The sequence below is a fragment of the Streptomyces griseorubiginosus genome, assembly GCF_036345115.1.
Lineage (GTDB): Bacteria > Actinomycetota > Actinomycetes > Streptomycetales > Streptomycetaceae > Streptomyces > Streptomyces griseorubiginosus_C.
This window is the reverse complement of record NZ_CP107766.1, coordinates 9148534-9172009: the sequence shown is the minus strand read 5'-3', so window position 1 is coordinate 9172009 and position 23476 is coordinate 9148534. Positions and strand designations below refer to the sequence as shown.

Here is a 23476-nt window from a genome sequence, read left to right as displayed (position 1 = left end):
CGGCTCCGCTTCTCCATGCCGCCTACCCGCGAATGCCACAAAGCTGCGGTGCGCCGTTTCGTTTTCTGTCCTGCCTGGTCACAAGGTGTGCGCTCAGTGGCTCGCGGCCCGCGGACCCGGCTGTGCAGACTGGAGAGTCGGCGACCGGCGGAGTCGTCGTGCGGTAGGGGGAGAGGGCGACAGGGCTGTACATGACGGAACGCGAAGAGCTGGCCGGGAAGATCGAGGAACTCCAGGAGGAGATCGCCCAGCTCCGGCAAGCCCTTGTCTCCCACGCCGTCGTCGACCAGGCGATCGGGGTCCTCGTCGCGTTGAGCGGTCTGCGCCCCGAGCAGGGGTGGGAGGTCCTGAAGGCCGTCTCCCAGCGCACCAACACCAAGCTGCGGGACATCGCCCGCCATGTCGTGCGCTGGCCCGAGGCCGGCACGCTGCCCCCGGAGATACGACCGGCCCTGCGCATCGCGCTGACCGAGGCGCGCGCGATCCACGGAGGCCGGCCCCTGGTGCGGCGGGAGCACTGGTGCGAGGGCTACGGCGGCACCCTGGCCCGGAAACCCGAGTGACGGGCGGGCGGGCCCGCGCCTAAGGTTGGTCGCATGAAGGTCATCAGCCGTACGCACACCGCAGCCGCGCGAGCGACCAGCTCGCCGGCTGCCGACGCCTGACCTCACCCACTCCCCCGGCGGCCGGAAACGGACCGCCGGTGCCGGACCTCTGGTCGTCACCCGTTCCCGCGGTCGTTTCCGGTCCCACGAGACCGAAGGACCCCCGCCATGGACACCGACCGGACCGTACGCGTCTTCACCGACTTCTACCGGGAGCGCGGACACCACCTGATCACGGGCGGCACGCTGGTGCCGCCGCCCGGCGACCCGGTGCTGTTCACGACCTCCGGGATGCACCCGCTCACGCCCTACCTGGAGGGCCGCCCCCATCCCCGGGGGCGCCGTCTGGTCAATGTGCAGCGCTGTCTGCGCACCACCGATCTCGACGAGGTCGGCGACTCCACGCACCTGACGGTGTTCGAGATGCTCGGTTCGTGGTCGCTCGGCGACTACGGGCACTCGCGGAGCCTCCGCTGGGGGTACGAGCTGCTCCGCGAGGGCTTCGGCATCCCGCACGACAGACTGCACGCCACGGTCTTCGGCGGCGACGAGCAGGTGGGCCCCGACCTCGACTCGCTGCGCACCTGGGAGGAGTCGGGGGTCCCGGTGGAGCTCACCGGGGAGGACAACTGGTGGTCCAACGGTCCCGTGGGCCCGTGCGGCCCGGACTCGGAGATCTTCGTGTGGACCGGCGACGGCCCGCCGCGGGGCACGCCCACGACGGACCCGCGCTGGGTGGAGGTCTGGAACCACGTCCTCATGCGGTACCGCCGTCTCGACGACGGCTCCCTCCAGCCCCTGGAGCGTCCCGGCGTCGACACCGGCATGGGTCTCGAGCGCCTCGTCACCGTCCTCCAGGGCCATGACTCGGTCCACGACACCGACCTGTTCGAGCCCTGGAGGCGGCTGCTGCCCTGGTCCCTGGACGAGCCGTCGCTGCGCCTGGTCAGCGACCATCTGCGCGCCGGCGTCGTCGTCATCGGCGACGGGGTACGGCCGTCCAACACCGGGCGCGGATACGTCCCGCGCCGCCTGGTCCGCCGCCTGCTGACCACCCTGCGGCGCGAGGACCCGTCCCGCACCCTCTCGGACCTGCCGGTGGAGCTCCTCCAGCACACGCTGGACCACTTCCGGCAGACCTGCGGGACAGGTCCCGTCCGGGACGTGCTGCTGGAGGAGGAGCGCGGCTTCGACAGGCTGCTGGAGCGCGGCCGCCGACTGCTGTCCGGGCCGCGGTACCGGGGGCCGTTGAGCGAGGAGGACTACGACTACCTCCACGACACCCACGGTCTGCCCCGCGACCTGGTGCTCGGGCTGCGCCCGCAGGAGTGACGGCTACTCCGTGCGCAGGGCCGTCGCCGTACGGGCCCTGGCCGCCCAGCCCGCCGGGAGCAGGGCGCCCAGCAGGGCGATGACCAGGCCGGCCAGGCCCAGCAGGAGCAGCTGCGGCGTGTCGTACACGTCGAGGACGGAGCGCGGCAGGTCGGTGCCCGCCGCGTGTCCCATCACCGGGAGCACGAACCCGTGCAGCGCGTATCCGACGGGCACTCCGACGAGGCCGCCGAGCACGCCGATGCCGGCCACCGAGGCAAGGACGAGGCTCACCGTCTGCCGGGGTGACATGCCGAGGGCCTTGCACACGCCCAGGTCATGGACGCGTTCCCGGGTGTCGAGGACGACGGAGTTGAGCACGCCGAGGCCCGCGACGGAGACCAGCATGAGCGTGAGGAGCACGGCCATGGTGTTCAGGATGAGGACCATGTTGTGCTGCTGGGAGGGGGAGTTGGCCACGGCGTCGCCGCCGAGGGGCTGGACCCGGGCGGACAGCTTCTCGGCGTACGCGGTCGGGGAGACGCCCGTCTTCACGTCGACCAGGAACACCTGGGGCTTGGTCGCGGGGAAGTCGGCGGCGTTCACCTGGATCTCCAGCTGGTCGTCCGCGCTGCCGAAGGCCACGCCCACGATCCGCAGGGCGGCCGTCTCCTTCCCCATCGTGACCCGCACGGTGTCGCCGATCTCCGTGCCGGTGGTCTCCAGGAACTGCCCGGGCACGACGACCTGACCGGTGCCGTCGAGCCAGTGCCCGGAGGTCATCGCGTAGGCGCCGGAGCTGGAGTCGCCGTGGAACAGGGTGGCCCGGACGGTTCCGGTCACCCCCGCCACGGTGGCGTCCTGCTGGGTCTCGCCGTAGTACGAGGCCGTGCCCGGCTGCGCCTCGATGGCGGCGCTCACCTGGGCCGGGTCGGCCTGCCGGGGCTCGGGGGTGCCGGGCGCGGGGACGTGTTCGCCGTGCGCCACGCCGGGACCGCCGGTGAAGACGGTGACCGCGGCCCGGTCCTCGGGGTCCTGGATCCGGCCGACCTCGTTCAGGGAGGAGGTGAGCCCGACGGCGAAGGTCGCCGCGATCGTGCCGAACGCCACGGCGAGCAGCATCGCGAGGGTACGGACCGGGTGGGCGAAGGGGCCTGCGAGGCCGTAGGTCACGGCCCGGGGCAGGGGCAGGCGGCCCGCCGCGCGGTGGGCCCACTGACCGCGTCCGCTGCGCGGGGCCCGCCCGACGGCGATGGCCTCGACCGTGCGCAGCCGCCCGGCCCGCAGCGCGGGGACGAAGGCGGCGGTCGCGACGACCAGCAGGGCGCCGGCCGGGACGACGACGTCCACCCACCAGGCGACCGACAGGGTGGCGGTGCCGTACGCCTGCTCGGTGTCGTCGAGGAGAGGTACGGCCAGCAGGTTGCCGAGGACGACACCGAGCGCGATGCCGACGCCCGCCGGGATGAGGGCCTGTGCCACATAGGCGCGGACGACTTCGCGCGGGGTGAAGCCGATGGCCTTGAGGATGCCGATCCTGCGCAGGCCGGTGCCGACCGCGCCGCTGATGACGCTGCCGACGATGATCACGGACATGACGAGGCCGAGGACGCCGAACGCGACGAGGAAGGGGATGGTCGGGGCGGCCCCGCTGTCGGCGGCGCGCTTGGTGTCCAGGTAGGACCGGGTGCCCATGAGCGCCCCGGCGGGGACGGCGGCGGCGAGTGTCTTCCGGTCGGCGGCGATGTCGCCCTTCGAGCCGGCCGCGTCGAAGCGGTAGAGCATCTGCCGGGTGACGGGTACGTCCTTCGAGCCGAGTGCCGTGACCTGTGCGGGGGTCAGCCATGCGTCGGCGGTTCTGCTCGCGGAGGTGGCGAAGCCGACGACGGTGAGGGTCGTGCCGGACGCCGTCAGGGTGTCGCCCAGCTCGAATGCGGGTCCCTGGTAGGAGGAACTCAGCACGATCTCACCGGGTCTGCTCGCCCACCGGCCCGCCGTGAGGTCCAGGTCGTCCACGGCGGCGTGCGGGCCGGTGCGTCCGACGAAGGTCATCGCCGGGGGCTTGCGGCCGGCCGAGTCGGTGACCTGGAGGATCGCGGTGGGATACGGTCCGGCGCTCGCGGTGACCCCGTCAAGTTCGCCCGTGGCCGCCAGCTGTTGGTCGGTCGCCCTGGCCGGGTCGAAACCGGCGGTGAGGTGGGCGCCCTTCTGCTCGGCGAAGGCGTGGTCGAAGGGCGCGTTCGCAACGACCATGAGCGAGCCGGCGACCACGGCGGCCGCCACGGCCATCATCGTGGCGATCGCGATGACCACGGTCTGCACCCGGCGCCGGCCCACCCCGGAGCGGACCACGCGGACGAGGGGCCCGGTCATCGCACGGCCTCCGTACGGGAGTCGAGGGCGACGTGACCGTCGACGAGGTGGACGGTACGGCTCGCGCAGGCCTCGGCCAGGGCCGGGTCGTGGGTGACCAGCACGATGGTCTGGCCGCCGCGGTGCAGGTCGACGAGGAGGTCACGGACGTCCTGGCCCGAGGCGCTGTCGAGGGCGCCGGTCGGTTCGTCGGCGAGGAGCAGGGCCGGGCGGTTCACCAACGCCCGTGCCACGGCGACGCGTTGGCGTTCGCCGCCGGAGAGGCGACCCGGGTGGGCGCGGGCGTGCTTCTGGATGCCGAGGACCTCCATCAACTCGGTCGCGCGGGCCCGCACGGTGCGCCTTGAGACTCCGGTGAGCTGGGCGGGGAGCTGGATGTTGTCGAGGACGGTGAGGTCGTCGAGGAGGTTGAAGAACTGGAAGACCATGCCGATCCGTTCGCGGCGGAACCGGGCCAGGGCGTGCTCGCCGAGCCGGTCGATGCGCTGTCCGTCGACGGTCACGGTGCCCTCGGTCGGCTTGTCGAGTCCGGCCACGAGGTTCAGCAGAGTCGACTTCCCGCTGCCGGAGGGTCCGGTCACGGCGAGGGCCTCGCCCTGGGCGACGGAGAGGTCGAGCCGTCCGAGCGCGGGTGCGTCGGAGTCGTCGTAGCGCTTGGCCACGCCCCTCAGTTCGATGACTTGGGTCATGGGAGGTCCTCTTCCGGGATGTCGTGGGGCGGGTCCGTGCCGGCGCCGGCGAGGCGCGACCGTGCCACGCGGTTGTGGCGGCATGGCGAAGGTACGGACGGGCGGGTCTTCGGCGCGTCGGCCGGAGCACCGAGACAGGGCCCTCCGCGGGGAGGATCCGGGGCGGGGTCATCCCTGCGAAGTACGCCCGGCGGAGGGGACGCTGGTCATGCGGAGGGACGCGCGAGCGGCTTCTGGCCCACGACAATGGGCGCATGGAGACGGAGTACCTGCGGGGATGGCGTCGGCAGGTGCGTGGCGCGCTGCGGCCGGAGGCGAAGGGCGCGCCGCTGTCACGGCGGTCGGTGTACTTCGACGTGCTGCTGGCCGTGCTGCTGACGGTGGTCGCGCTGGTGGTGGCGGCGCGCTATCCGGGCGACGGGCCGGTGCGGATGTCGCAGGTCGAGTACGGGGTGCCGGCGCCCCCGTCGCCGCCGCGGCCACCCGTGCCCGGGGCGGATGCCGGGGAACCGGTCTCCCCGCCCTGGGTCCTGGTCGTGCTGTCGGCGCTGCCGCTGGCGGCCCGGCGGCGGTATCCGCTGGCCGTGTTCGCGGTGGTGGTCGGCGCGGCGCTCGGCATCGGTGACGACGCCTCCTGGATCAATGTGCTGACCTGTGTCATCGGCACGTACAGCGCGGTCATGTACAGCCGGTACCGGGCGGGGGCGATGACCGGGCTGGTGGTCGCGGCCGTGCTGGCCGGCGTGGCGTTCCGGGCGACGGACCCGGTGCTGCCCGGCTGGTCGAGTCCCGGGGTGGTGCTGCTGGTGGCCGGGGTGCTGGCCAGCGTGGTCCGGTTCGGGCAGCGACGGCTCGCGGCGAGCCGGGACCGGTTCGCCGCGTTGGAGCAGGCGCACGAGGAGGCGACCCGCAGGGCCGTGGAGGAGGAACGCGCCCGGATCGCCGCCGAGTTGCACGACGTCGTGACCCACAATGTGAGCGTGATGGTGATCCAGGCGGGGGCGGCGCGCAAGGTCATGGACGCGGCGCCGGAGCGTTCCAAGCAGGCGTTGCTCGCGGTCGAGGCCGGGGGGCGGGCCGCGATGGCCGAACTCCGGCACGTGATGGGCCTGTTGGCGGCCACCGACACCGGCCGCCCCGACTCCCCCGCCGACGGCCTCGAACCGCAGCCGGGGCTCGGGCAGTTGGGCGCGCTGATCGACCGGGTGCGGGCCGCGGGGACCCCGGTCGGTGTCGCGGTGTCCCTGCCGTCGGAGCCGCTGCCGCCGGGGGTGGACCTGACGGCGTACCGGGTGGTCCAGGAGGCGCTGACCAACACCATCAAGCACGCGCCGGGCGCCGAGGCCGTCGTCACCGTCGGCTGGTCCGACGACCTGATGGAGATCGAGGTCAGGGACACCGGCGGGGTGCGCGACGGGGTTCCCGCGGACGGGAACGGGCGCGGGCTGATCGGACTGCGCGAGCGCCTCGCGGTCTACGGCGGCGACCTGACGGCCGGTCCGACTCTCGCCGGCGGCTTCCGGATCAGGGCGGAGCTGCCGTGGCGGACGGTGTGAGCGCGGACGGGTTGAGAGCGGTCATCGCCGACGACCAGGCCCTCGTGAGGACCGGGTTCGGGATGATCCTGGCCGCGGACGGCATCGAGGTGACGGCGGAGGCGGCCGACGGCGCGGAGGCGGTCGCCGCGGTCCGGCGGACCCGCCCCGACGTCGTCCTCATGGACATCCGGATGCCCGGCATGGACGGCATCGAGGCCACGCGGCGCATCCTCGCCGACGACTCCGCGGGCGACGTCCGGGTGATCATCCTGACCACGTACGACCTCGACCACTACGTGTACGCCGCGCTCGCCGCGGGGGCCGGCGGCTTCCTCCTCAAGGACGTCACGCCCGAGCATCTGGTGGCCGCCGTACGGCTGGTGCGCTCCGGGGACGCCCTGCTGGCGCCCGCGATCACACGCCGGCTGATCGAGCGCTTCGCCCACCGGGAGGAGGCCGTGCCGTCGGCCGAGGTGCGACGCGACCTGTCCGGACTCACGCCACGGGAACTGGAGGTGCTGCGGCTGCTCGCGACGGGGCTCAGCAACGCCGAACTCGCCGACCGGTTGTTCCTCAGTCCGACGACGGTGAAGACGCATGTGGGGCGGATTCTGTCGAAGCTGGAGCTGCGGGACCGGGTGCAGGCGGTCGTGCTGGCCTATGAGAGCGGGCTGATCACGCCTGGGAGTTCTTGACGGCGGGTGGCTCTCGCCGGTGGGTGCCCGGGGCGCGGGGCCCCTGACGGCGGGTCACTCCATCAGCCCCGCCGCGACCGTCGCCCCCAGTTCCCAGCACGCCTCGATGTCCGCCTTGGCCGGTTCGCCGGTGACGGTCACCGGTTCGGCCGCCCGGCGCCAGCCGAGGCCCGTCGTGATCGACTCGATGCCGCGCAGGGCTCCGGTGACGTCGTTGCCGCCGTGCACGTAGACGCCGAACGGACGGCCGCGCGTCTCGTCGAGGCAGGGGTAGTAGACCTGGTCGAAGAAGTGCTTGAGGGCGCCGGACATGTAGCCGAGGTTGGCCGGGGTGCCGAGCAGGTAGCCGTCCGCCTCCAGCACGTCCGAGGCGGTGGCGGACAGGGCCGCGCGGCGTACGACGCGGACGCCCTCGATCTCCGGGGCCGTCGCTCCGGAGACGACGGCCTCGAACATCGCCTGGCAGTTGGGCGAGGGGGTGTGATGCACGATCAGCAAGGTGGCCACCCTCGCACCCTGCCCTGCCTCGGCTTTCGTCCGCAAGCCGGGCCGAGTCCGGGTGCCGCCGGGCTACGATGCCGGGACACCGCGAGGGGGGAGCAGGCCGTGGCCGAAGAGGGACAGCGGGCAGCAGTGGTCTTCGACGCGCTGGGGCTGACGTACGAGAAGGCGTTCGCCCGATCCGAGGCACATCTGGCGTCCCTGGACTGGCTGCTCGAACGGCTCGCGCCGGGCAGCCGGGTGCTGGACGTCGGCAGCGGTACAGGCCGTCCCACGGCGTCGACTCTCGCCGACGCGGGCCATGAAGTGCTGGGGGTGGACGTCTCCCCCGTGATGGTGGACCTCGCCGCCCGGCAGGTGCCGCGGGCCACCTTCCGTCTTGCCGACATCCGCGAACTGCCGCTGGAGGAAGGCGAGTTCGACGCGGTGTGCGTGTACTTCTCGCTGCTCCAGATGTCCCGTGCGGAGCAGTCCCAGGTGCTGGGCCGGCTCGCGCGGGCACTGCGTCCGGGCGGCAGCCTGGTGCTCGCCACCGTGCCCGCCGACGTGGAGGACCTCGCGATCGAGTTCATGGGGCAACCGGTCCGGGCCACCAGCTTCGCCGCCGAGGACGTGGTGGCGTTGGTGCGCGGCGCGGGCTTCGTGGTGGAGTTCGAGCAGGTCGTGGAGTTCACGCCGGACCACCCCGAGGGCGCGGCCGAGCCACACCTGTTCGTGTACGGCCGACTTCCTTCTGCTTGATCCAGCTCGGGCAGCGGGGCGCGGCGGGGTGTTCGGGCTCCTCCGTAATTTCGTTGGCCATGACGCTTGCGGCCCGGTTATGGATGGGGTCATGACGACTTGGACCCTGGCCCGTGAGGCCTTCGACTCGGTCAGCGCGACCAGTCTGCGCCGTGACTACTACGACGAGGTCGCGAGCCGCTACTGGAAGCGTCCGGCGACGTCCGAGGAGATCGACCGTGGCTTGGCCGGGGACGGTGCCGAACTGCTCACCCCGCCCACCGGCCAGTTCGTCGTCGGGCACTACGGCGAGAAGGCCGCGGCCTGCGGCGGGATCCTGATGCTGGACGCCGAACGGGCTGAGCTCACCCGTGTCTATGTGCGCCCCGCCTTCCGTGGGAAGAACGGCGCGAGCCTCCTGCTGGAGCTGCTGGAGGAGGAGGCCCGCTCGCTCGGCGCCGGTCGGATGGTCCTCAACACGCGTCTCGACCTGGTCGAGGCGCGCGCCCTCTATGTCCGCCACGGCTACGCCGAGATCCCGGCGTACTGCACGGGTCCGTACAGGGAGGTCTGGTACGGCAAGGACCTCGGATCGGCCTGATCATCGGTCGGCGCCCTGCCCCGCCACCTACACCCCCGAAACCAGGGACTGCACGTACGGCACCAGCCTGACCGGTCCCACCAGCCCGTGGTCCTGCCGGGCGACCCCGCCGAACACCGTGGGCTGTACGACCCGGAGCCGGTTGATGAGCGGGGTCGCCACCTCGATCTCGATCGTGTTCTCCCCCCGCCGCAGCCGGGAACCGAGGTCGACGACGGGGTGGAGCCGGTCGGCCGGGGGCAGCCGCCGACCGTTGACGCTCACCCGGAACGTGTCGCTGACCTGTCCGAGCTCCAACTCGGCGCCGTGCGACGGCGTCCAGTCGGCCGGCAGGGTGACGGTGGTGCGGTAGCGGCCGACGCCCGCGGAGTCGGCCAGCTCCGGGATCTGCGACCAGGGCTTCAGCGTGTCGAGGGTCAGCGTGCGCCGCACGCGCTCGGTCCGTGTCGGTTCCGGCCCCGGGTACCAGTCCTCGACGTCCAGCGTCCAGCGGGCCGGTGTGATCGGCGCGGGCACGGCGGGGGTGCGGGTGGTGACCGTGCGGCCGCGGTACAGGCGGGTGGTCCAGGTCCCGGCGGTCCGGGCGCGCACGGTCAGCCCGCGCTCGGTGAACAGGACCGCGTCGGCGTCGGATGCCTCCGCGTGGGGGCTGTTGCCGTGCCGGTCGTCGAACAGCCCCGGCCGCCCCAGAGCGACGATCATGGTCTGACCGGGCTGGAGGGCGACCCGCAGGGTGATGTCGTCCCCGTCCTCGGTGTACCGGGCGAGCCGGACCGCCTCGCCGGTCCAGGCATCGAGCAGATACGGCACGGTCCGGCCGCCCCGGGTGCGCCGGAGCGTGACGTCGTGGTCGATGGCGGCCACGGGCGGTTTCACCGTCTCGGCGTGCTTGCCGTTGCAGAGGTAGTAGAAGTCCGCCTGGGGGGTGACCCGGTGGGCGTTGAGGAGCGTGGACGGCGTCGCGTGCCGTACGTCGGCGCCCACGCCCAGCGCGGCCAGGGCGTCGCCGACCAGCGCCTTGTCGGTGACCCTGCGGACATGGGGCAGGGCGAGCAGCCGGGTGAGGAGCGCACGGAGCCGGTCCGTCTCCCCCGGGTCCGGGACGCCCGGGGTCAGTGCCTGGTCGAAGGCGCCGAACAGGACCACGGGGAGGCCCGCTTCGGCCAGCACGAGGATCTTCCGGGCGTCCTCGACGGAGAGGGTGGGCGTGGAGCCGTAGAAGAAGTCGCCCTCGACGAACAGCGCCTTGTAGGCGGGGCCGTCGGGGGCGAGCCGGCCGCCGGAGACGGTGGCGGAGGGCAGGTCGAGCAGGGGGCCGCTGAGGAACTGGTGGGTCCAGCCGAGCGGGACGCCGGTCGCCGTGAACCAGGAGGCGCCGATGCCGGTGGCGGTGTAGCCGGTCTGCCGGAACACGGCGACGTCCGCCCGGGCCGTGCCGCTCTGGAGCACCCGGTGGACCCGGCTCAGGTATCCGGAGATGTCCTCGGCGTGTCGCCAGGTGGGCTGGCGCGGGCCCCACGACTCGCCGTAGCCGGCGGCGCCGTTGTAGGGGCTGAAGGCGGCGAATCCGGGCCAGTTCACCCCGGGTGCGGTGGCGTAGGAGAAACCGTGGATGACGGTCTGGTTGACGCCGGCCGCGTAGGCGCCGCCCATGGTGCGCAGGAAGCGGTCCCAAGTGGTGCTGTACGCCGAGCCGTTGTAGGCGCCCGCCTCGCAGGACAGGACGGTCCGCCCGGCCATGTCCCGCCCGCCGGCGAGGCAGCGGTAGTCGTCCAGGTTCTTGAAGCCGAGCGACTCGCCCTCCGGGACGTCGAGGAGGGCGGCGGAGGCGATGGCATCGGTCTGGAGGCCGTAGGGCTGCGAGCGCAGGGTCATGTCCAGGGTGTGCGCCCAGTCCCGCAGGGCCTTCAGGTGGTTGCGGTTGAAGAGGCCGGAGACGGTCTCCCAGAAGTCGTGCCGGATCTGGCGGGTCAGCTGCGCCTCGAACGCGAAGACCTGGTTGCCGTTGTCGAGGACGAGGGCCGGGAGATACGGCAGCAGCGGCCGCCCGGTGTGCTTCTCGAAGGCCTCGGGCAGCCCGGGGGTCCAGTTCAGGCCGTCGGTCTCCAGTTCCACGGAGTCCTCGAAGAAGGAGCCGCCCGCGGCCCGCAACAGCCGCCGCAGGGACGGGGTGAGCAGGTGGTCCTCCCAGTAGGAGGTGACCGCGGTAGTGCCGGCGGCACTGAAGTGGTCGACGGCGTAGGCGGCCGGTGCCGAGTGGGGGCCGGATTCGGGCTGCTGGCCCGAGCCACGCACCCAGTAGGAGATGAGCACCCAGTCCCCGCCCTCGGGCGCGGTCCAGGTGAGGGTGCCGTCGGTGACGGTCGCGGTGAGGTCCTGAACGCCGGCCGGGTCGAGGCCGGTCTCCTTGCGGGTGGAGTTGGCGGTGTCGACGCGGGCGGCCTGGACGGCGAGGAGCCGCTGTCGGGTGACGCCTGCGGCCGGGGCGTGCACGGGCGGCGGGACGGGGCCCTGGTAGGTGGATCCCCCGGTCAACGCGGCACGGCCGTGGGCGAGTTCCTGGGCGGCGGCCTCGTCGTCGGGGGTCAGGCCGGGGACGGCGACGGGCCAGCTGGGGCCGAGCGTGATGTCGACGGTGAGACCACGTCTCGCGGCCCGGCGCAGCGCGGCCTCGACGCCGCCCCGCCAGGGTCTGCTCCCCCAGCCGTGGTGCGCGGTGTCCAGGACCGACTTGTCCTTGATGCTGTGGTGGACGGCGGCGATCTCGACTCCGCCGAACCCGGCGTCCGCGATCTGGTCGATCTCGTCGGCGATCTCGTCCGGGTCGACGAGTCCGTCCGGCCACCACCAGCGGAACCTGGGGCGTACCGACGTCGCCGGGTCCGCGAACCAGTCGGCGCCCGGCCCCACCGCCGGGACGGCCGCTGCCGGGACCGCCGCTCCGAGCGCCGTGGCGGCGCCCGCGGCGAGTCCGGCGGCCACGCCGGCGGCGAGGACCGTGCGTCGCGATATGCGGATGGCTTCATGCATGCGGGTGCCCCAACTTCGCTGTTGAATCGTTTCAATCACGTGCGACGCCGGAACGCTAAGCCTCGGGTTCGGTCAAGGTCAAGATGTGTGCCGGGCGAGTGCGGCGGTCAGTGCGTCGAGGTGGTCCGAGACGGGCCCGGCGGTGAGCAAGCCGCTGGCCGCTCCCGCCAGTTCGCCGTCGGCGGGCGCGAGCGCCTGCTGGGCGCGGCGCATCAGGGGACGGTCGCCCACCTGAACGGCCGCTCGTGCCAGCAGAGTCCACAGCGCCTCGTGGAGCAGGTCACCGGGTGGGGAGGGGACGGAGGCCAACAGGCTTACGGCGGCCCGCTCCTGGCCGTCGGCGAGCAGCAGCAGGGGGCGCACCCAGGGCTCGTAGGGGCCCCAGTCGGTGTGCGGGGCGGTCAGCGGATCGGTCAGCGGGTCGGTGGGCGGGTCGAGGGTGACGGGGAGGCCGTGGTGCAGTCGGAGGCACAGCAGGGCCAGGGGCAGCAGGCCTCGCTCCAGGCCCGGCATCCCGGCGCCTTCCAGGGACTTGGCGGCGTTCCGGTACGCACGCTCGCCGAGGTGCGCGGGCTCCGTGGTCGCGGTGCGCAGGGCGCGGTACCAGGTGGTGAAGACGGCGACCAGGGGCAGTTCGTGGCGTTCGGCGAGGGCCTCGGCGGCTTGCGCGTGTCGTTCGGCCGCCGTGAAGTCGGCGGTGGCGCAGTGGGCTTGGAGCCGGATCAGATGACCGAGGACCTCGTAGGTGAACAGTCCGTGGCGTGCGGCCACGGCAGTGATCTCGGCGCCGATCTCGTCTCTTTGTGCCGCTAGTCCGGCCTGTTCGAAGGTCTGCATGAACAGGCCGTTGAGGGCGAAGACGAGGAGGCTCGCGTCGTTGAGCAGGCGTGCGCTCGCCACGGCCTGCCGGGCCGCCTGGAGGGCGCGGACCCGGTCGGGGAGGGTGCCGCGGGACTCCAGCGCGACGGTGGCCAGCAGCCGGGCCCGCGACGCCTCGTGCGCGGTCGGCTGCAGGAGGAGCAGGGTGCGCTCGGCCGCGGCCACCACGCGCTCGGCCTGGGCCGGGTCGTCGGAGCGAGTCCACACGGCCGGGACGTCGTACACGCCGATCACGCGGGCCGTCAGCTCCGGATCGCCGAGCTGCTCGGCCGCGACCACGGCTGCCGCACGGTGCCGACGGGCCGCTTCCAGACCGCCGCCACCGGTCACGGCGAGGTCGCGCATGAGCCCCGCGGTGGACTCCAGCCGGGTGCCGGCCCGCAGCGGGACCATGCCGGCGTACGACGCGGAGGCCTGCGCCCAGATCTCTGCGGCGGTGTCGGAGGGGGCCGGGTCCAGGTGGTCGGCGTGCCGGAGGATGTCCTGCTCGGTGCGGTGCAGGGGGGTGTTCTGGCCGGTGGGGGGTCGGGTGTCCCTGTCGCTGGGGGGTGGGGTGTCAGGGCTGGTGGGGTGGGAGGGGGCCTGCCTGCTTCGGGGCGAGGTGTCCTGCCCCCTGGGGGGGCGAGGGGTCCTGCCCACTTCTGGGAGGCGCGTCCCGCCCACCAAGGCGCAAGGAGTCCCGCCCACTGAGGTGCGAGGGGTCCCGCCCGCCGAGGCTCAAGGAATCCCGCCCGCCGAGGCGCAAGGAATCCCGCCCGACGGGACGCGCATCGACCTGTCCGCCGGGGTGCGTGAGGGCCTCCTCTGTGCGGCGGAGTCGTGGTCCCGGCTCCACGCCGAGGTGTTCGCGCAGCAGGTGTCGGGCGTGGCGGAGGACGGAGAGGGCGTCGGCCTGGCGGCCGGAGCGGTACAGGGCGAGGGCGAGGAGCCGCCAGGCGTCCTCCCGCCAGGGGTGCTCGGCGACATGGGCGTCGAGGTCCGCCACCGCGTCCGCGGCCGCGCCGAGGGCGAGCTGGGCCTCGGCCCGGCGTTCCACGGCGGTCAGCCGCAGCTCGGCGAGCCGGGCGCGCTCGGCGCGAGCCCAGGGTTCCTCGGCGAAGTCGGCGTAGGCGGGGCCGCGCCACAGCTCCAGGGCCTCGGTCAGCCGGGTCACCGCCCGCGCGGGAGGCAGGTCGACGGCCGAGGCGACGGCGGGTTCGAACCGCCAGGCGTCGACGTGGGAGGGTTCGGCCCGCAGCGCGTAGCCGGGGCCTTCGGTGACGAGGAGGCGGGCCGGGGCTCGACGGGGTCGTTCGGGTTCCAGCGCGCGCCGCAGTGCGGCGACGAAGGTCCGGACGGTACCCACCGCGTCCGCGGGCGGATCGTCTCCCCACAGGTCCGCCACCAGGCGGGGCACGGGCACGACCCTGCGGCGGGCGACGAGGAGACGGGCCAGCACCGCGCGATGCCTGGGCCCCTTCAGAGCGATCGGCTCCCCGGTGTCGTCCCAGGCGGCCACGGCCCCCAGGACTCCGAACTCGACCACGCGCACGTCCCTCAACGTACACGCGCTCATCCGTTGCTCATTCGCCGCCCGGACCCTGGGGGCATGGCGTCACCGGGCCCTGACGCCTCCCCCGTACCGCCCGACCGAGGAGAGCTCCACCGTGAAACCGACCATCCCCGGATTCGACCACCAGCGGGTGTCCGTCGGCGAGGACGTCCGCCTGCACGTGGCCGTAGGCGGCACCGGCACACCCGTCGTCCTGCTGCACGGATTCCCGCAGACCCACCTGATGTGGCGCCACGTAGCGGCGGACCTGGCGGCCGACCACACGGTGATCTGCCCCGACCTGCGCGGCTACGGCGACAGCGACAAGCCCCGCGAGGGCGGCCCCGGCACCTACTCCAAGCGGACCATGGCGCAGGACGTCGTCACACTCGCACGCCGGCTGGGGCATCCCCGGTTCGCGCTGGCCGGGCACGACCGGGGCGCGCTGGTGGCCTTCCGGGCGGGCCTGGACCATCCGGACGCGGTGTCCCACCTGGCCCTCCTGGACATCCTGCCCACGCTCGACATGTGGGACGCCCTGCACGGCAGGTCGGCGGCAGTCGCCTTCCACCTCTACCTCATGGCCCAGCCGCCGGGTCTGGCCGAACGGATGATCTCCGCGAGCGCGGACGCGTTCTTCGGCCACTTCCTCGACGTCTGGGCCAACCGGCCCGACGCGATCCCGGCGCGGGTCCGGGCCGAGTATCTGCGGGCCTGCCGCGAGGCGGTGCCGTCGATCGTCGCCGACTACCGCGCCTCGGCGGGCATCGACGTCGAGCACGACGAGGCCGACCGGGCCGCGGGGAACCGGCTGGGCATGCCCGTGACCGTCCTCCAGCAGGACTGGGGCGCCGCACTCGGCTACGACGCCAGGGCCCTGTGGGCGTCCTGGGCCGACGACCTCCGCCATACGACCGTCTCGTGCGGCCACTTCATGGCGGAGGAGACCCCGGCCGACGTCGCCGAGGCGCTGCGGGAGCTCACCGTCCGGGGAGCGTGAGCCGCCGCGGGCGTCCAGTGGGCCCGCGGGGCGGCGCGGCCGGCCACGCCGGGCCCGTTTCCCGGGGCTTCCGTGCGCGTGCGGAGGGGCCGGACACCCGTCTGTCCGGCCCCTCCGCGCCCGCAGGGTCAGCCGCCGTTCAACCGTGCGCGCAGCAGGCCCTTGCCGATCTCGGCGCCCTTGCGGCTGTCCGCCTGGGCCTTGCGGAACAGGTCGGCGACCTCGGTGTCCTTGCCGCGCTCCGCGTCCTGGATGTAGCTCTCCAGCCGCAGCGCGTTGCTCAGGCACGCCTCCACATACCAGATGAGGTTGTAGTCCTTGTCCGACGTGCCGGTCGCGCCGCCGGTCTCCGTGCTGCTGGTCATTCCGGGCCTCCTCCAGCGGTAGTCGTTCCGGAGCCGGACGAGTACCCGTCGTACGCGGGAGAAACGCCTCGCGGGCGGCCGCGGGGCGTCGCGCGGGAGGGTGGCGGAAACGCCTCGCAGGGGGCGCGACCGGTCCCCCGTTCCGGTCGTTCCCCCTGCGGTGCGTCGAACTTACGTGACCTGCGGACTCTTGTGAATCGCGCCGATGCCCGCTGTGCGCGGCACAGGACTCACCCGTGCACAGGTGAGTCCGAATGGCCCGGATCATCCCGCAACGAGACGGGGTGTTCCAGCTCGCCGGTCGCCAGATGGGCCAGCACGACCTCGTAGAGGTCACCGCCGGAGGCGATGAGTTGGCGTTCGAGGACCGGTTCGGCGCTGCGCACGTGCTCCCGCACGGTCTGCGCGTGCACGGCCAGCGTCTGCGCGGCCCGCTCCGCGTTGCCGCCGGCGGCGATCCAGCTGCGCAGTGTGCGGCGCAGATCGCGGGGGTCGCTGTCCAGGCGCCCGAGCAGTTCCCGCGCCCAGGTCTCCAGGGCGGGCCCGGCCAGCAGATCACCCAGCCGGGCGCGGGCCTGCCCCGCGCCCGCGGGGGCGGCCTGCCCGTCCGCGAGGCTGACCTGGGTGCTGAGGGCCAGATGGACGGTCGCGCGGACGGTCAGGTCGGTGAAGTCGGTGCGCAGCAGGGACTCGACGCGCTCCATGCGGGCACGGACGGTGTTGCGGCTGACGCCCAGCACCTTGGCCGCGCTCACGGCGGTGAACTCCAGACCGAGGCGGGTGGTGACGAGCAGCTCGGCGCGGGTGTGGTGCGGCAGGGTGTCGAGGGGGCGCAGCAGCCGGGCGGTCCAGGCGCGCAGCGCCACCGGGTCCATCAGCCGTTCGGGGTGGTTGCGTTCGGCGTACACGGCCGCCTTGTCAGGCCGTACGCGCGCCACGGCGAGGGCGCTGACCGCCTGGCCGTAGGCGGCGGCGGTCCGGGCGAGGCTCTGGCGGGTGCTGCCGCCGAGGAGCGTGCCGGGGTTGCGGTCGACGAGCGAGCGCAGGGCCGTGCCCGCGGCGTCCCCGGTGGTCACGATGATCACGTGTCCGTCCATGGCCGGGCAGCGCACCACGAGGGCCCGGTCGCCGGTGACCCCGAGGCACTCCTCGGCGAGCCGGTCGCGCTCCGCCGCGTCGCCCTCGAGGACGTAGACACAGGCCGTGTCGGTGTCGAGCAGGCCGGGCCACAGCCCAGCGGCGACGCGGCGGGCGGCGACGGTGTCCTCCACCATCAGCAACTGGAGTATGGCCAGGCGCAGATCGGAGGTGGCCCGCTTCAGGCGCCGTCCCGCCGTGGCCGTCTCCCGGGCGCGCAGCAGGAGTTCGAGGATCTGGGCGGTGTGCGTGAGGATGTCGGAGGTGCGCCGGTCGAAGGGCGACTGGCGGGCCACCGCGAGCACGCCGGCCTTCGCGGGGTCCGGGTACTCGATTCTGAGCAGGCGGAGATGGGTGACCTCGTCCGCCGAGGCCGCGGAGGCGATGCGGCCGGCGCGGATGTCCGCGACCAGGGTGTCGTCCAGGGGCATGCCGGGACCGGCGACGAGGGTTCCGGTGTCGTCGTGGAGGGAGGCCGTGCCGTTCACCGACTCCGCGAGCCAGGTGACGAGCCTGCTGACGTCACGCCCGGTCGGCCGCAGCTGGTCCAGGAGTTCCAGCGCCCACGTCGACTCCCCGACGTCCCGCGCCCGACTCCCGCCGGACCCACCCTCCTGACCTGCCACGTCACCCTTCTCCTCGCCCCTCGCGTCCTTCATGACATACCGCTCGGGACGTTACCTCACGCACGGCCGGTGGTCGTCGGGCCGGACGCGGCCAGGTGTGCAGAAGGCGGCATGAAGGTGACGGTCAAGCGGAAAGTGTGGTGGAGTGGCAGGGAGTTGGGCGATGTGGACGCATGAAGGCGGAGCGCCGGGTGTGGAGCACTTGAGGACGACGAGCCTGACGGGCGGTGGGCGACTGCGGGTGGGTGGGGGCTGGTCGCGCAGTTCCCCGCGCCCCTGACCGCTGACGTCGCGTTCACCGACCGCAGGTCCTCGTCGACCGCGAAGCCGAACCGGTGCCCTCGCACCGCCCCCGCTCCTTCACCTGCACCTGCACGGCCTCCGCTGCCGTCGCGTCGCAGCAACGCGGGCCCGGAGTCGTACGGCGCCGCTGGGCCCGGCACCAGCCGGCGGCGGTGCCGCTGCTCGGCCTCCGTCCTCGTCCCCCCGCGACGGCATAAGCTCGGCGGATGGCCAAGTACTTCGACGTGCACCCCGACAACCCGCAACCCCGTGCCATCAGCCAGATCGCCGAGAGCATCCGGTCGGACGCGCTGATCGCGTACCCGACGGACTCCTGCTACGCGCTCGGCTGCCGGCTCGGCAGCCGGGACGGCATCGACCGGATCCGCAGCATCCGTCATCTCGACGACCGGCACCACTTCACCCTGGTCTGCCAGGACTTCGCGCAGCTCGGCCAGTTCGTACGGGTCGACAAGGACGTGTTCCGCGCGATCAAGGCGTCGACGCCCGGCAGCTACACCTTCATCCTCCCGGCGACGAAGGAGGTGCCGCGGATGCTCCAGCACCCGAAGAAGAAGACGGTCGGTGTCCGGATCCCCGACCACGTCGTCACCCAGGCACTGCTCTCCGAGCTGGGCGAGCCGCTGCTGTCCAGCACCCTGCTCCTGCCCGACGAGGAGGAGCCGCTGACCCAGGGCTGGGAGATCAAGGACCGTCTCGACCACGTACTGGACGCGGTCGTCGACTCGGGCGACTGCGGTACCGAACCGACGACGGTGATCGACTTCTCCGGCGGCGAGGCGGAGATCGTGAGGCACGGCGCGGGCGACACCAGCCGGTTCGAGTAAAGCCGTTTTCAAGTGGGAGGGGGCCGCGGCGGCCGGTTGGATGGTGCGTGCAAACATGTGCCCGGCCCCGGTTCCGCCGGGCCGGCGACCTGCTCGCCGTCGTATGCGCAGAGAGGCACCCCCCATGACCTCCGTACAGGGAACCGACGTCGACATCCCCACCGAGGACGGCGTCGCCGACGCCTATCTGGCCCACCCGGCCGACGGTGCGCCCCGGCCCGCCGTCCTGCTGTTCCAGGACGCCTTCGGGCTGCGCCCCCAGCTGCGGTCGATGGCCGACCGGCTCGCCGAGGCCGGCTACACGGTTCTCGTGCCCAACGTGTTCTACCGGCACGGACGCTCGCCGGTCTTCGAGCTGCCCGAGTTCATCGACCCCGCCGCGCGGCCGGAGATCTTCGAGAAGATCATGCCGGTCATGCAGGCCCTGACGCCCGAGCTGGCGATGCGGGACGCCGGGGCGTATCTGCGCTGGCTGGCCGAGCGGCCCGAGGTCGCCGAGGGCCCGGTCGCCCTCACCGGATACTGCATGGGCGCGCGGCTGTCCCTGCTCACCGCGGGCACCTACCCGGACCGGGTGGCCGCGGCGGCCGGCTTCCACGGCGGGCGCCTGGCCACCGACACCCCGGACAGCCCGCACCTGGTCGCCGAGCACATCACCGCCGAGCTGTACTTCGGTCACGCCGACAACGACCACTCGCTGCCGCCCGAGCAGATCAAGCGCCTCGAGGCCGCCCTGACCGAGGCCGGTGTCCGGCACCGCTGCGAGGTCTACGAGGGTGCCCCGCACGGTTTCACCCAGGCCGACACCGCCTCGTACCACCCGGAGGGCGACGAGCGGCACTGGGCGGCACTGCTCGACCTGCTCAAGCGCACCTTCTAGGACGGGGGCGGCGCCCCGGCGGCGGAGGGAGGCCGGGGTGGCTCGCTGCCCAAGTGGCGCCGCAGGAAGCTCACTTGCCGCTCCAGCAGCTGCCGCGTGACGGTCGTGCCGATGGGCTGATGTCCGATGCCGGGCAGGAGCAGGAGTTCGTGCGGGCGCCCCGCGGCCTTGAGTACGGCGGAGAGGCGGAGGGTGTTGACCGGCGGGACGTTGGTGTCGGCGAGCCCGTGGATGAGCAGCAGCGGCCGGGCCAGCCGCCGTGCGTCGCGGAGCAGGTCGCAGACCTCGTACCGCTGCGGGTGGGCGTCGGGATGGCCGAGGAACCGCTCGCGCCAGTGCGCGTGGTAGAGCCGCTGGTCGGTGACGCCCGCGCCGGCCACGGCGGCGTGGAAGACATCGGGGCGGCGCAGTACGGCCAGCGCGGCCAGCGCTCCGCCGAAGGACCAGCCCCGGAAGGCGACCCGGCCGAGGTCGAGGTCGGGGCACTGGCGGGCGACGTCGTGCAGGGCGGTGACCTGGTCGTCCAGGACGGGTCCGAACAGGTCGCCGTACACCTCGCGCTCCCAGTCGGGCCCGCGGCCGGGCGTACCGCGGCCGTCGGTGGTGAGCACGGCGAATCCCCGCTCGGCGAACCACTGCGAGAGCAGGACCCGCGAGTCCAGCTCCGCGGTGACGCGCTGGAGCGCCGCCCCGCCGTACGAGTCGACGAGCACCGGCAGCGGGCCACTGCCCCGGCGGTGCCAGGACGGCAGATGGAGCCGGGCGCGCAAGGCTCGGGGGCCCAGGACGAAGTGTTCGGCGTGGACGTCGAGGACCGGGCGTTCGGCGTACGACAGGACGGTGACGGCCGGTCGGCCCGTGCGCAGCACCTCGGCGCGCCCGCCGGGCCGTTCCGCGTCCCGGGTGATCCGGACCAGGGTGCCGCCGCTGCGGGCGCCGGAGTGCACACCGGGTCCGGAACTCAGTTGCCGTAGGCCGGACTTGGGGCTGTAGCTCCAGAGGTGGGTCTCGGTGGGTTCGTCGGAGGCCGTGAACAGGACGTCGTCGCCGTCGACGGCGAGCACGGCTCGCAGCTGAAGTCCCTCGGGCGTGACGTCTGTTCCGTCCCGGGCGAGATGCCGGGTCCCGTTCGTGTCGTGAGGGGTGAGAAGGGCGCCGGACGCCGTGCGGACGGGCAGTCCGGGGACGAGGTGCACCCAGCGTTCGTCGCGCTGCTCGTCCAGGACGGTGGTCCGGCCGTCGCCGGGGTCGATGCCGAGGAGGCGGACGGAGCACTGGTCCCGGGACTGCACCAGCGCCCACGGCCCGTGCGCGTCCCATCCGGCGCCCACGACGTACTCGTGGGCGACCCGGTCCCAACCCACCGGCACCGGCGGGCCGTCGAGCCCGGAGAGCCCGGAGAGCCACAGTGTGACGTCGGGGTTGGGTGTGCCGGCGAGGGCGGTGCGGCGGACTTCGCGGTCCGCGCCGCCCGGGTGGGGCCGGTCGGGAGGGGTGGCCGGGTCGGTCAGGTGCCCGCCGTCGGCCGGATCGGCTGTCGGCCAGGGCTGGACCGCCGTGCAGTCGGTCCGCGCGAACAGCAGTCGGCTCCCGTCCGGCGACCACCAGTGCCCTCGGGCGTCGTCGAGGGAGGTGGTGGCGGTGTGGGTGGCGACCCCGAACTCGACGTCGGGGCCGGGTGGTTGGGCCACCAATCGGTCCTCCGTGCCGTCGGTCTCGACCAGCCGCAGGGCGCCGTGCGAGACGTAGGCGATGCGGCGGCCGGTGGGGTCGGGCCGGGGATCGGAGACCGGTCCGACGACGGGCAGCCGCCGCGGCTCCCCCTTGCCCGAGTCCACCTTCCAGAGCCCACCGCCCAGGGCGAAGGCGATGACCCCGGCCGCCTCGTCGGTGCCGTACGCCTCGATGCCCCCCACCCGTACCCTCCGCTCGAACTGCCCGGCTCCGAGGAGCCGTACGGGATCGGCCAGCAACCGCTCCCTCCCGGACGCGACATCCAGCGCCCACAGACAGGTCACCGGGTCGTCACCGGTGCGGCCCCGCAGGAACAGCACGGTCTCCCCACCGCCGGAGACGACGAACCGCCCGGGGACGCCGCGGGTGAAGCGCAGGGTGCGGACGAGCTGTTCGGGGAGGGTGGTGAGGGGCATGACGGTGTCCTACCACCGACCCGATTAATAAAACTCAAGTTCGAATAAAGCCGCTACTGACCGCCGCGCTCAGAGCCTGGTCTCGTACCTGGTCAGCAGCAGGCCCTCGGGGAACGTCCGGGTCTCCACCAGGCGCAGGTTCACCCAGTGGTCCAGGGCGGTGAAGAACGGTGTGCCGCCGCCCACCAGGACCGGATGGGTGACGATGGCGTACTCGTCGATCAGCCCGGCCCGCATGGCCGCCGCGGCGAGTGTGGCGCCGCTGATGTCCATGGGGCCGCCGTCGCCGGCCTTGAGCCTGGCGATCTCGGTGACCGCGTCGCCGGTGACCAGACGGGTGTTCCAGTCGACCGTGCGGCTCGTGGAGGAGAACACCACCTTCGGCATGTCCCGCCAGCGGCCGGCGAACTCGATCGCCGCCGGTGTGGCATCAGGCTCCTTGTCGGCGGTCGGCCAGTGGGAGCTCATCGTGTCCCACAGCTTGCGCCCGTACAGCGCCAGGCCCGTCGCGGCCACCCGGTCGGACCACCACTGGAACAGCTCGTCGCTCGGCACGCTCCAGCCGAGGTCGTCGCCGGGCGCGGCGATGTAGCCGTCCAGGCTCATGTTCATGGCGAAGGTCAGTCTTGGCATGGCGGCAGCCTCCCGTGAGTCGGTCTTCGGCGTACAGACCAGCACGGGGCGCGAAAATCATCGGTCAGCCACACCGCGGGCAGGTCGACCGCCCCGCGGTGACGAACGAGCCGGGGGCTGTACGCGCGCCGCCCGGATCCGGGCGAGCCATTCCTCGCCCAGGCGACGGCCGTCGGGGAGTTGGTCGTGCCGGTCCCAGCGCCAGGTGGTGATCATCGCGAGGACGAGGAGCCGGCAGTCGTGCAGCAGGTCCTGGTCGACCCCCGCACAGTGCCCGGCGATCTCATCGGGCGCGTGGGCGAGGTCGAATTCGACCGGGCCACGGCAGCAGGTCTCCAGGTCGATGAAGATCGGTCCGTTCTTCGTGGGGAGCAGGTTTCCCGGGTGCGGCTCGCCGTGCAGCAGCTGGTCGGCGGTGCCGCGCTCGCTGATCGTTCGCCGCAGGCTTCGCAGGGTGTCGGCGAGCAGTTCCCGGTCCGCGTCGGCCAGCGCCGGAGTGCGGTCGTGGTCCGCCAGGAGTCGCTGGGCCTGTTCGACTCGATCGGTGAAGTGCGGGGTCGGGACGTCGAGTTCACGCATTCCGGCGTGCAGGCGGGTGAGCGCGTGGGCGTAGTCGGCGGGCGGGACCTCTGGAGGGGGCACGGGTTCGTAGTAGGTCCACAGCGTGACCACGAAGCCCGCGCGCTCATGGACGCCCGGTGCCACCCGGGGATCGAGCGCGGCCACCGGGCACCCCAGCTCGGTGAGCCGCTGAGCGAGCTCGACTTCGAGCAGCGCGACCTGATCCGCCACCGGCGCCACCCGGGCCACGACGTCACAGGGCAGCAGACGCAGAGTGAGCTTGTTGGAGTCATGGAGAACGATCGCGTCGTCGGCCGTCAGGCCCAGTGAAGCGGCGATCGCCCTGGCCGCGGCCACCGCCCGTGGAACCTCCGAGACCCGCATCGTCGCCCGGTCCTTCCCGTGAGCTCCGCGATGATCGTGCGAAGGGTCCGACAGGCGCACCGTACCAAGGCGAGCGCGCCGCCCCGACCGATTAATCTGCGGTGCCCCTCAGGACGGGGCGGCGACGGATCAGGCAG

At 73.1% G+C, this 23476-nt stretch carries 19 protein-coding genes and 1 pseudogene; 9 read left to right on the top strand and 11 right to left on the bottom strand.

Going from position 1 to position 23476, the window contains the following annotated elements; all coding sequences use genetic code 11:
- Positions 1-191 precede the first annotated feature (191 nt).
- A complete protein-coding gene (locus OHN19_RS41340; protein WP_330269143.1) occupies positions 192-563 on the top strand; it encodes an ANTAR domain-containing protein in 372 nt (123 codons plus the stop codon).
- 210 nt (positions 564-773) lie between these two features.
- Positions 774-1937: an alanine--tRNA ligase-related protein gene (locus OHN19_RS41335; protein WP_330269142.1), complete on the top strand. Its 1164-nt coding sequence runs from the start codon at positions 774-776 to the stop codon at positions 1935-1937.
- A 3-nt stretch (positions 1938-1940) separates the two neighbouring features.
- Here OHN19_RS41335 and OHN19_RS41330 read toward each other — a convergent pair whose 3' ends face one another.
- Together OHN19_RS41330 and OHN19_RS41325 are read right to left on the bottom strand one after the other, a co-directional pair.
- On the bottom strand, positions 1941-4289 hold the full coding sequence (locus tag OHN19_RS41330; RefSeq protein WP_330269141.1) for an ABC transporter permease: 2349 nt from the start codon (positions 4287-4289) through the stop codon (positions 1941-1943).
- Positions 4286-4978, bottom strand: coding sequence for an ABC transporter ATP-binding protein (locus OHN19_RS41325; protein WP_330269140.1), 693 nt, complete (start codon positions 4976-4978; stop codon positions 4286-4288). Before OHN19_RS41325 ends, OHN19_RS41330 begins: the two co-directional genes overlap by 4 nt.
- A gap of 254 nt (positions 4979-5232) precedes the next feature.
- On the opposite strand from OHN19_RS41325, the gene OHN19_RS41320 reads away from it, so the two are divergent.
- Entirely contained in the window at positions 5233-6534 is a 1302-nt protein-coding gene (locus tag OHN19_RS41320) for a sensor histidine kinase (RefSeq protein ID WP_330269139.1), read from the top strand.
- Positions 6519-7211 (top strand): response regulator transcription factor, encoded by a 693-nt coding sequence (locus tag OHN19_RS41315; protein WP_330269138.1) that lies wholly within the window; start codon positions 6519-6521, stop codon positions 7209-7211. Before OHN19_RS41320 ends, OHN19_RS41315 begins: the two co-directional genes overlap by 16 nt.
- A gap of 54 nt (positions 7212-7265) precedes the next feature.
- Here the strand turns inward: OHN19_RS41315 and OHN19_RS41310 are convergent, their stop codons facing one another.
- Positions 7266-7718, bottom strand: a complete 453-nt coding sequence (locus OHN19_RS41310) for a flavodoxin family protein (RefSeq protein ID WP_330269137.1) — start codon at positions 7716-7718, stop codon at positions 7266-7268.
- A gap of 99 nt (positions 7719-7817) precedes the next feature.
- Between OHN19_RS41310 and OHN19_RS41305 the strand changes: the two genes are divergently transcribed.
- Positions 7818-8453, top strand: coding sequence for a class I SAM-dependent methyltransferase (locus OHN19_RS41305; protein ID WP_330269136.1), 636 nt, complete (start codon positions 7818-7820; stop codon positions 8451-8453).
- 91 nt (positions 8454-8544) lie between these two features.
- On the top strand, positions 8545-9033 hold the full coding sequence (locus OHN19_RS41300; RefSeq protein WP_330269135.1) for a GNAT family N-acetyltransferase: 489 nt from the start codon (positions 8545-8547) through the stop codon (positions 9031-9033).
- Positions 9034-9060: 27 nt separating this feature from the next.
- Here OHN19_RS41300 and OHN19_RS41295 read toward each other — a convergent pair whose 3' ends face one another.
- From OHN19_RS41295 to OHN19_RS44060, 3 genes and pseudogenes are all read right to left on the bottom strand, one after another.
- Entirely contained in the window at positions 9061-12063 is a 3003-nt protein-coding gene (locus OHN19_RS41295) for a glycosyl hydrolase (RefSeq protein WP_330269134.1), read from the bottom strand.
- A 78-nt stretch (positions 12064-12141) separates the two neighbouring features.
- Positions 12142-13581, bottom strand: coding sequence for a hypothetical protein (locus tag OHN19_RS44065; RefSeq protein WP_419249710.1), 1440 nt, complete (start codon positions 13579-13581; stop codon positions 12142-12144).
- Positions 13582-13735: 154 nt separating this feature from the next.
- A pseudogene (locus OHN19_RS44060) lies at positions 13736-14497 on the bottom strand (AfsR/SARP family transcriptional regulator); the annotation flags it as partial.
- A gap of 91 nt (positions 14498-14588) precedes the next feature.
- Between OHN19_RS44060 and OHN19_RS41285 the strand changes: the two are divergent.
- Positions 14589-15473, top strand: coding sequence for an alpha/beta hydrolase (locus tag OHN19_RS41285; protein ID WP_330269133.1), 885 nt, complete (start codon positions 14589-14591; stop codon positions 15471-15473).
- 128 nt (positions 15474-15601) lie between these two features.
- Here the strand turns inward: OHN19_RS41285 and OHN19_RS41280 are convergent, their stop codons facing one another.
- A complete protein-coding gene (locus OHN19_RS41280) occupies positions 15602-15838 on the bottom strand; it encodes a hypothetical protein (protein ID WP_330269132.1) in 237 nt (78 codons plus the stop codon).
- 230 nt (positions 15839-16068) lie between these two features.
- Complete coding sequence (locus OHN19_RS41275) at positions 16069-17601, bottom strand: helix-turn-helix domain-containing protein (protein ID WP_330269131.1); 1533 nt, start codon at positions 17599-17601, stop codon at positions 16069-16071.
- Positions 17602-18110: 509 nt separating this feature from the next.
- Here OHN19_RS41275 and OHN19_RS41270 point away from each other — a divergent pair.
- Positions 18111-18731, top strand: coding sequence for an L-threonylcarbamoyladenylate synthase (locus tag OHN19_RS41270; RefSeq protein WP_330269130.1), 621 nt, complete (start codon positions 18111-18113; stop codon positions 18729-18731).
- 124 nt (positions 18732-18855) lie between these two features.
- Positions 18856-19611, top strand: coding sequence for a dienelactone hydrolase family protein (locus OHN19_RS41265; protein WP_330269129.1), 756 nt, complete (start codon positions 18856-18858; stop codon positions 19609-19611).
- On the opposite strand, the gene OHN19_RS41260 is transcribed toward OHN19_RS41265, so the two are convergent.
- The 3 genes from OHN19_RS41260 to OHN19_RS41250 form a co-directional block, all read right to left on the bottom strand.
- A complete protein-coding gene (locus OHN19_RS41260; RefSeq protein WP_330269128.1) occupies positions 19608-21761 on the bottom strand; it encodes a S9 family peptidase in 2154 nt (717 codons plus the stop codon). The genes OHN19_RS41265 and OHN19_RS41260 overlap by 4 nt on opposite strands.
- Positions 21762-21830: 69 nt before the next feature.
- Positions 21831-22394, bottom strand: a complete 564-nt coding sequence (locus OHN19_RS41255) for a dihydrofolate reductase family protein (protein ID WP_330269127.1) — start codon at positions 22392-22394, stop codon at positions 21831-21833.
- A gap of 57 nt (positions 22395-22451) precedes the next feature.
- Positions 22452-23339 (bottom strand): phosphotransferase family protein, encoded by an 888-nt coding sequence (locus tag OHN19_RS41250; RefSeq protein ID WP_330269126.1) that lies wholly within the window; start codon positions 23337-23339, stop codon positions 22452-22454.
- Positions 23340-23476 lie beyond the last annotated feature (137 nt).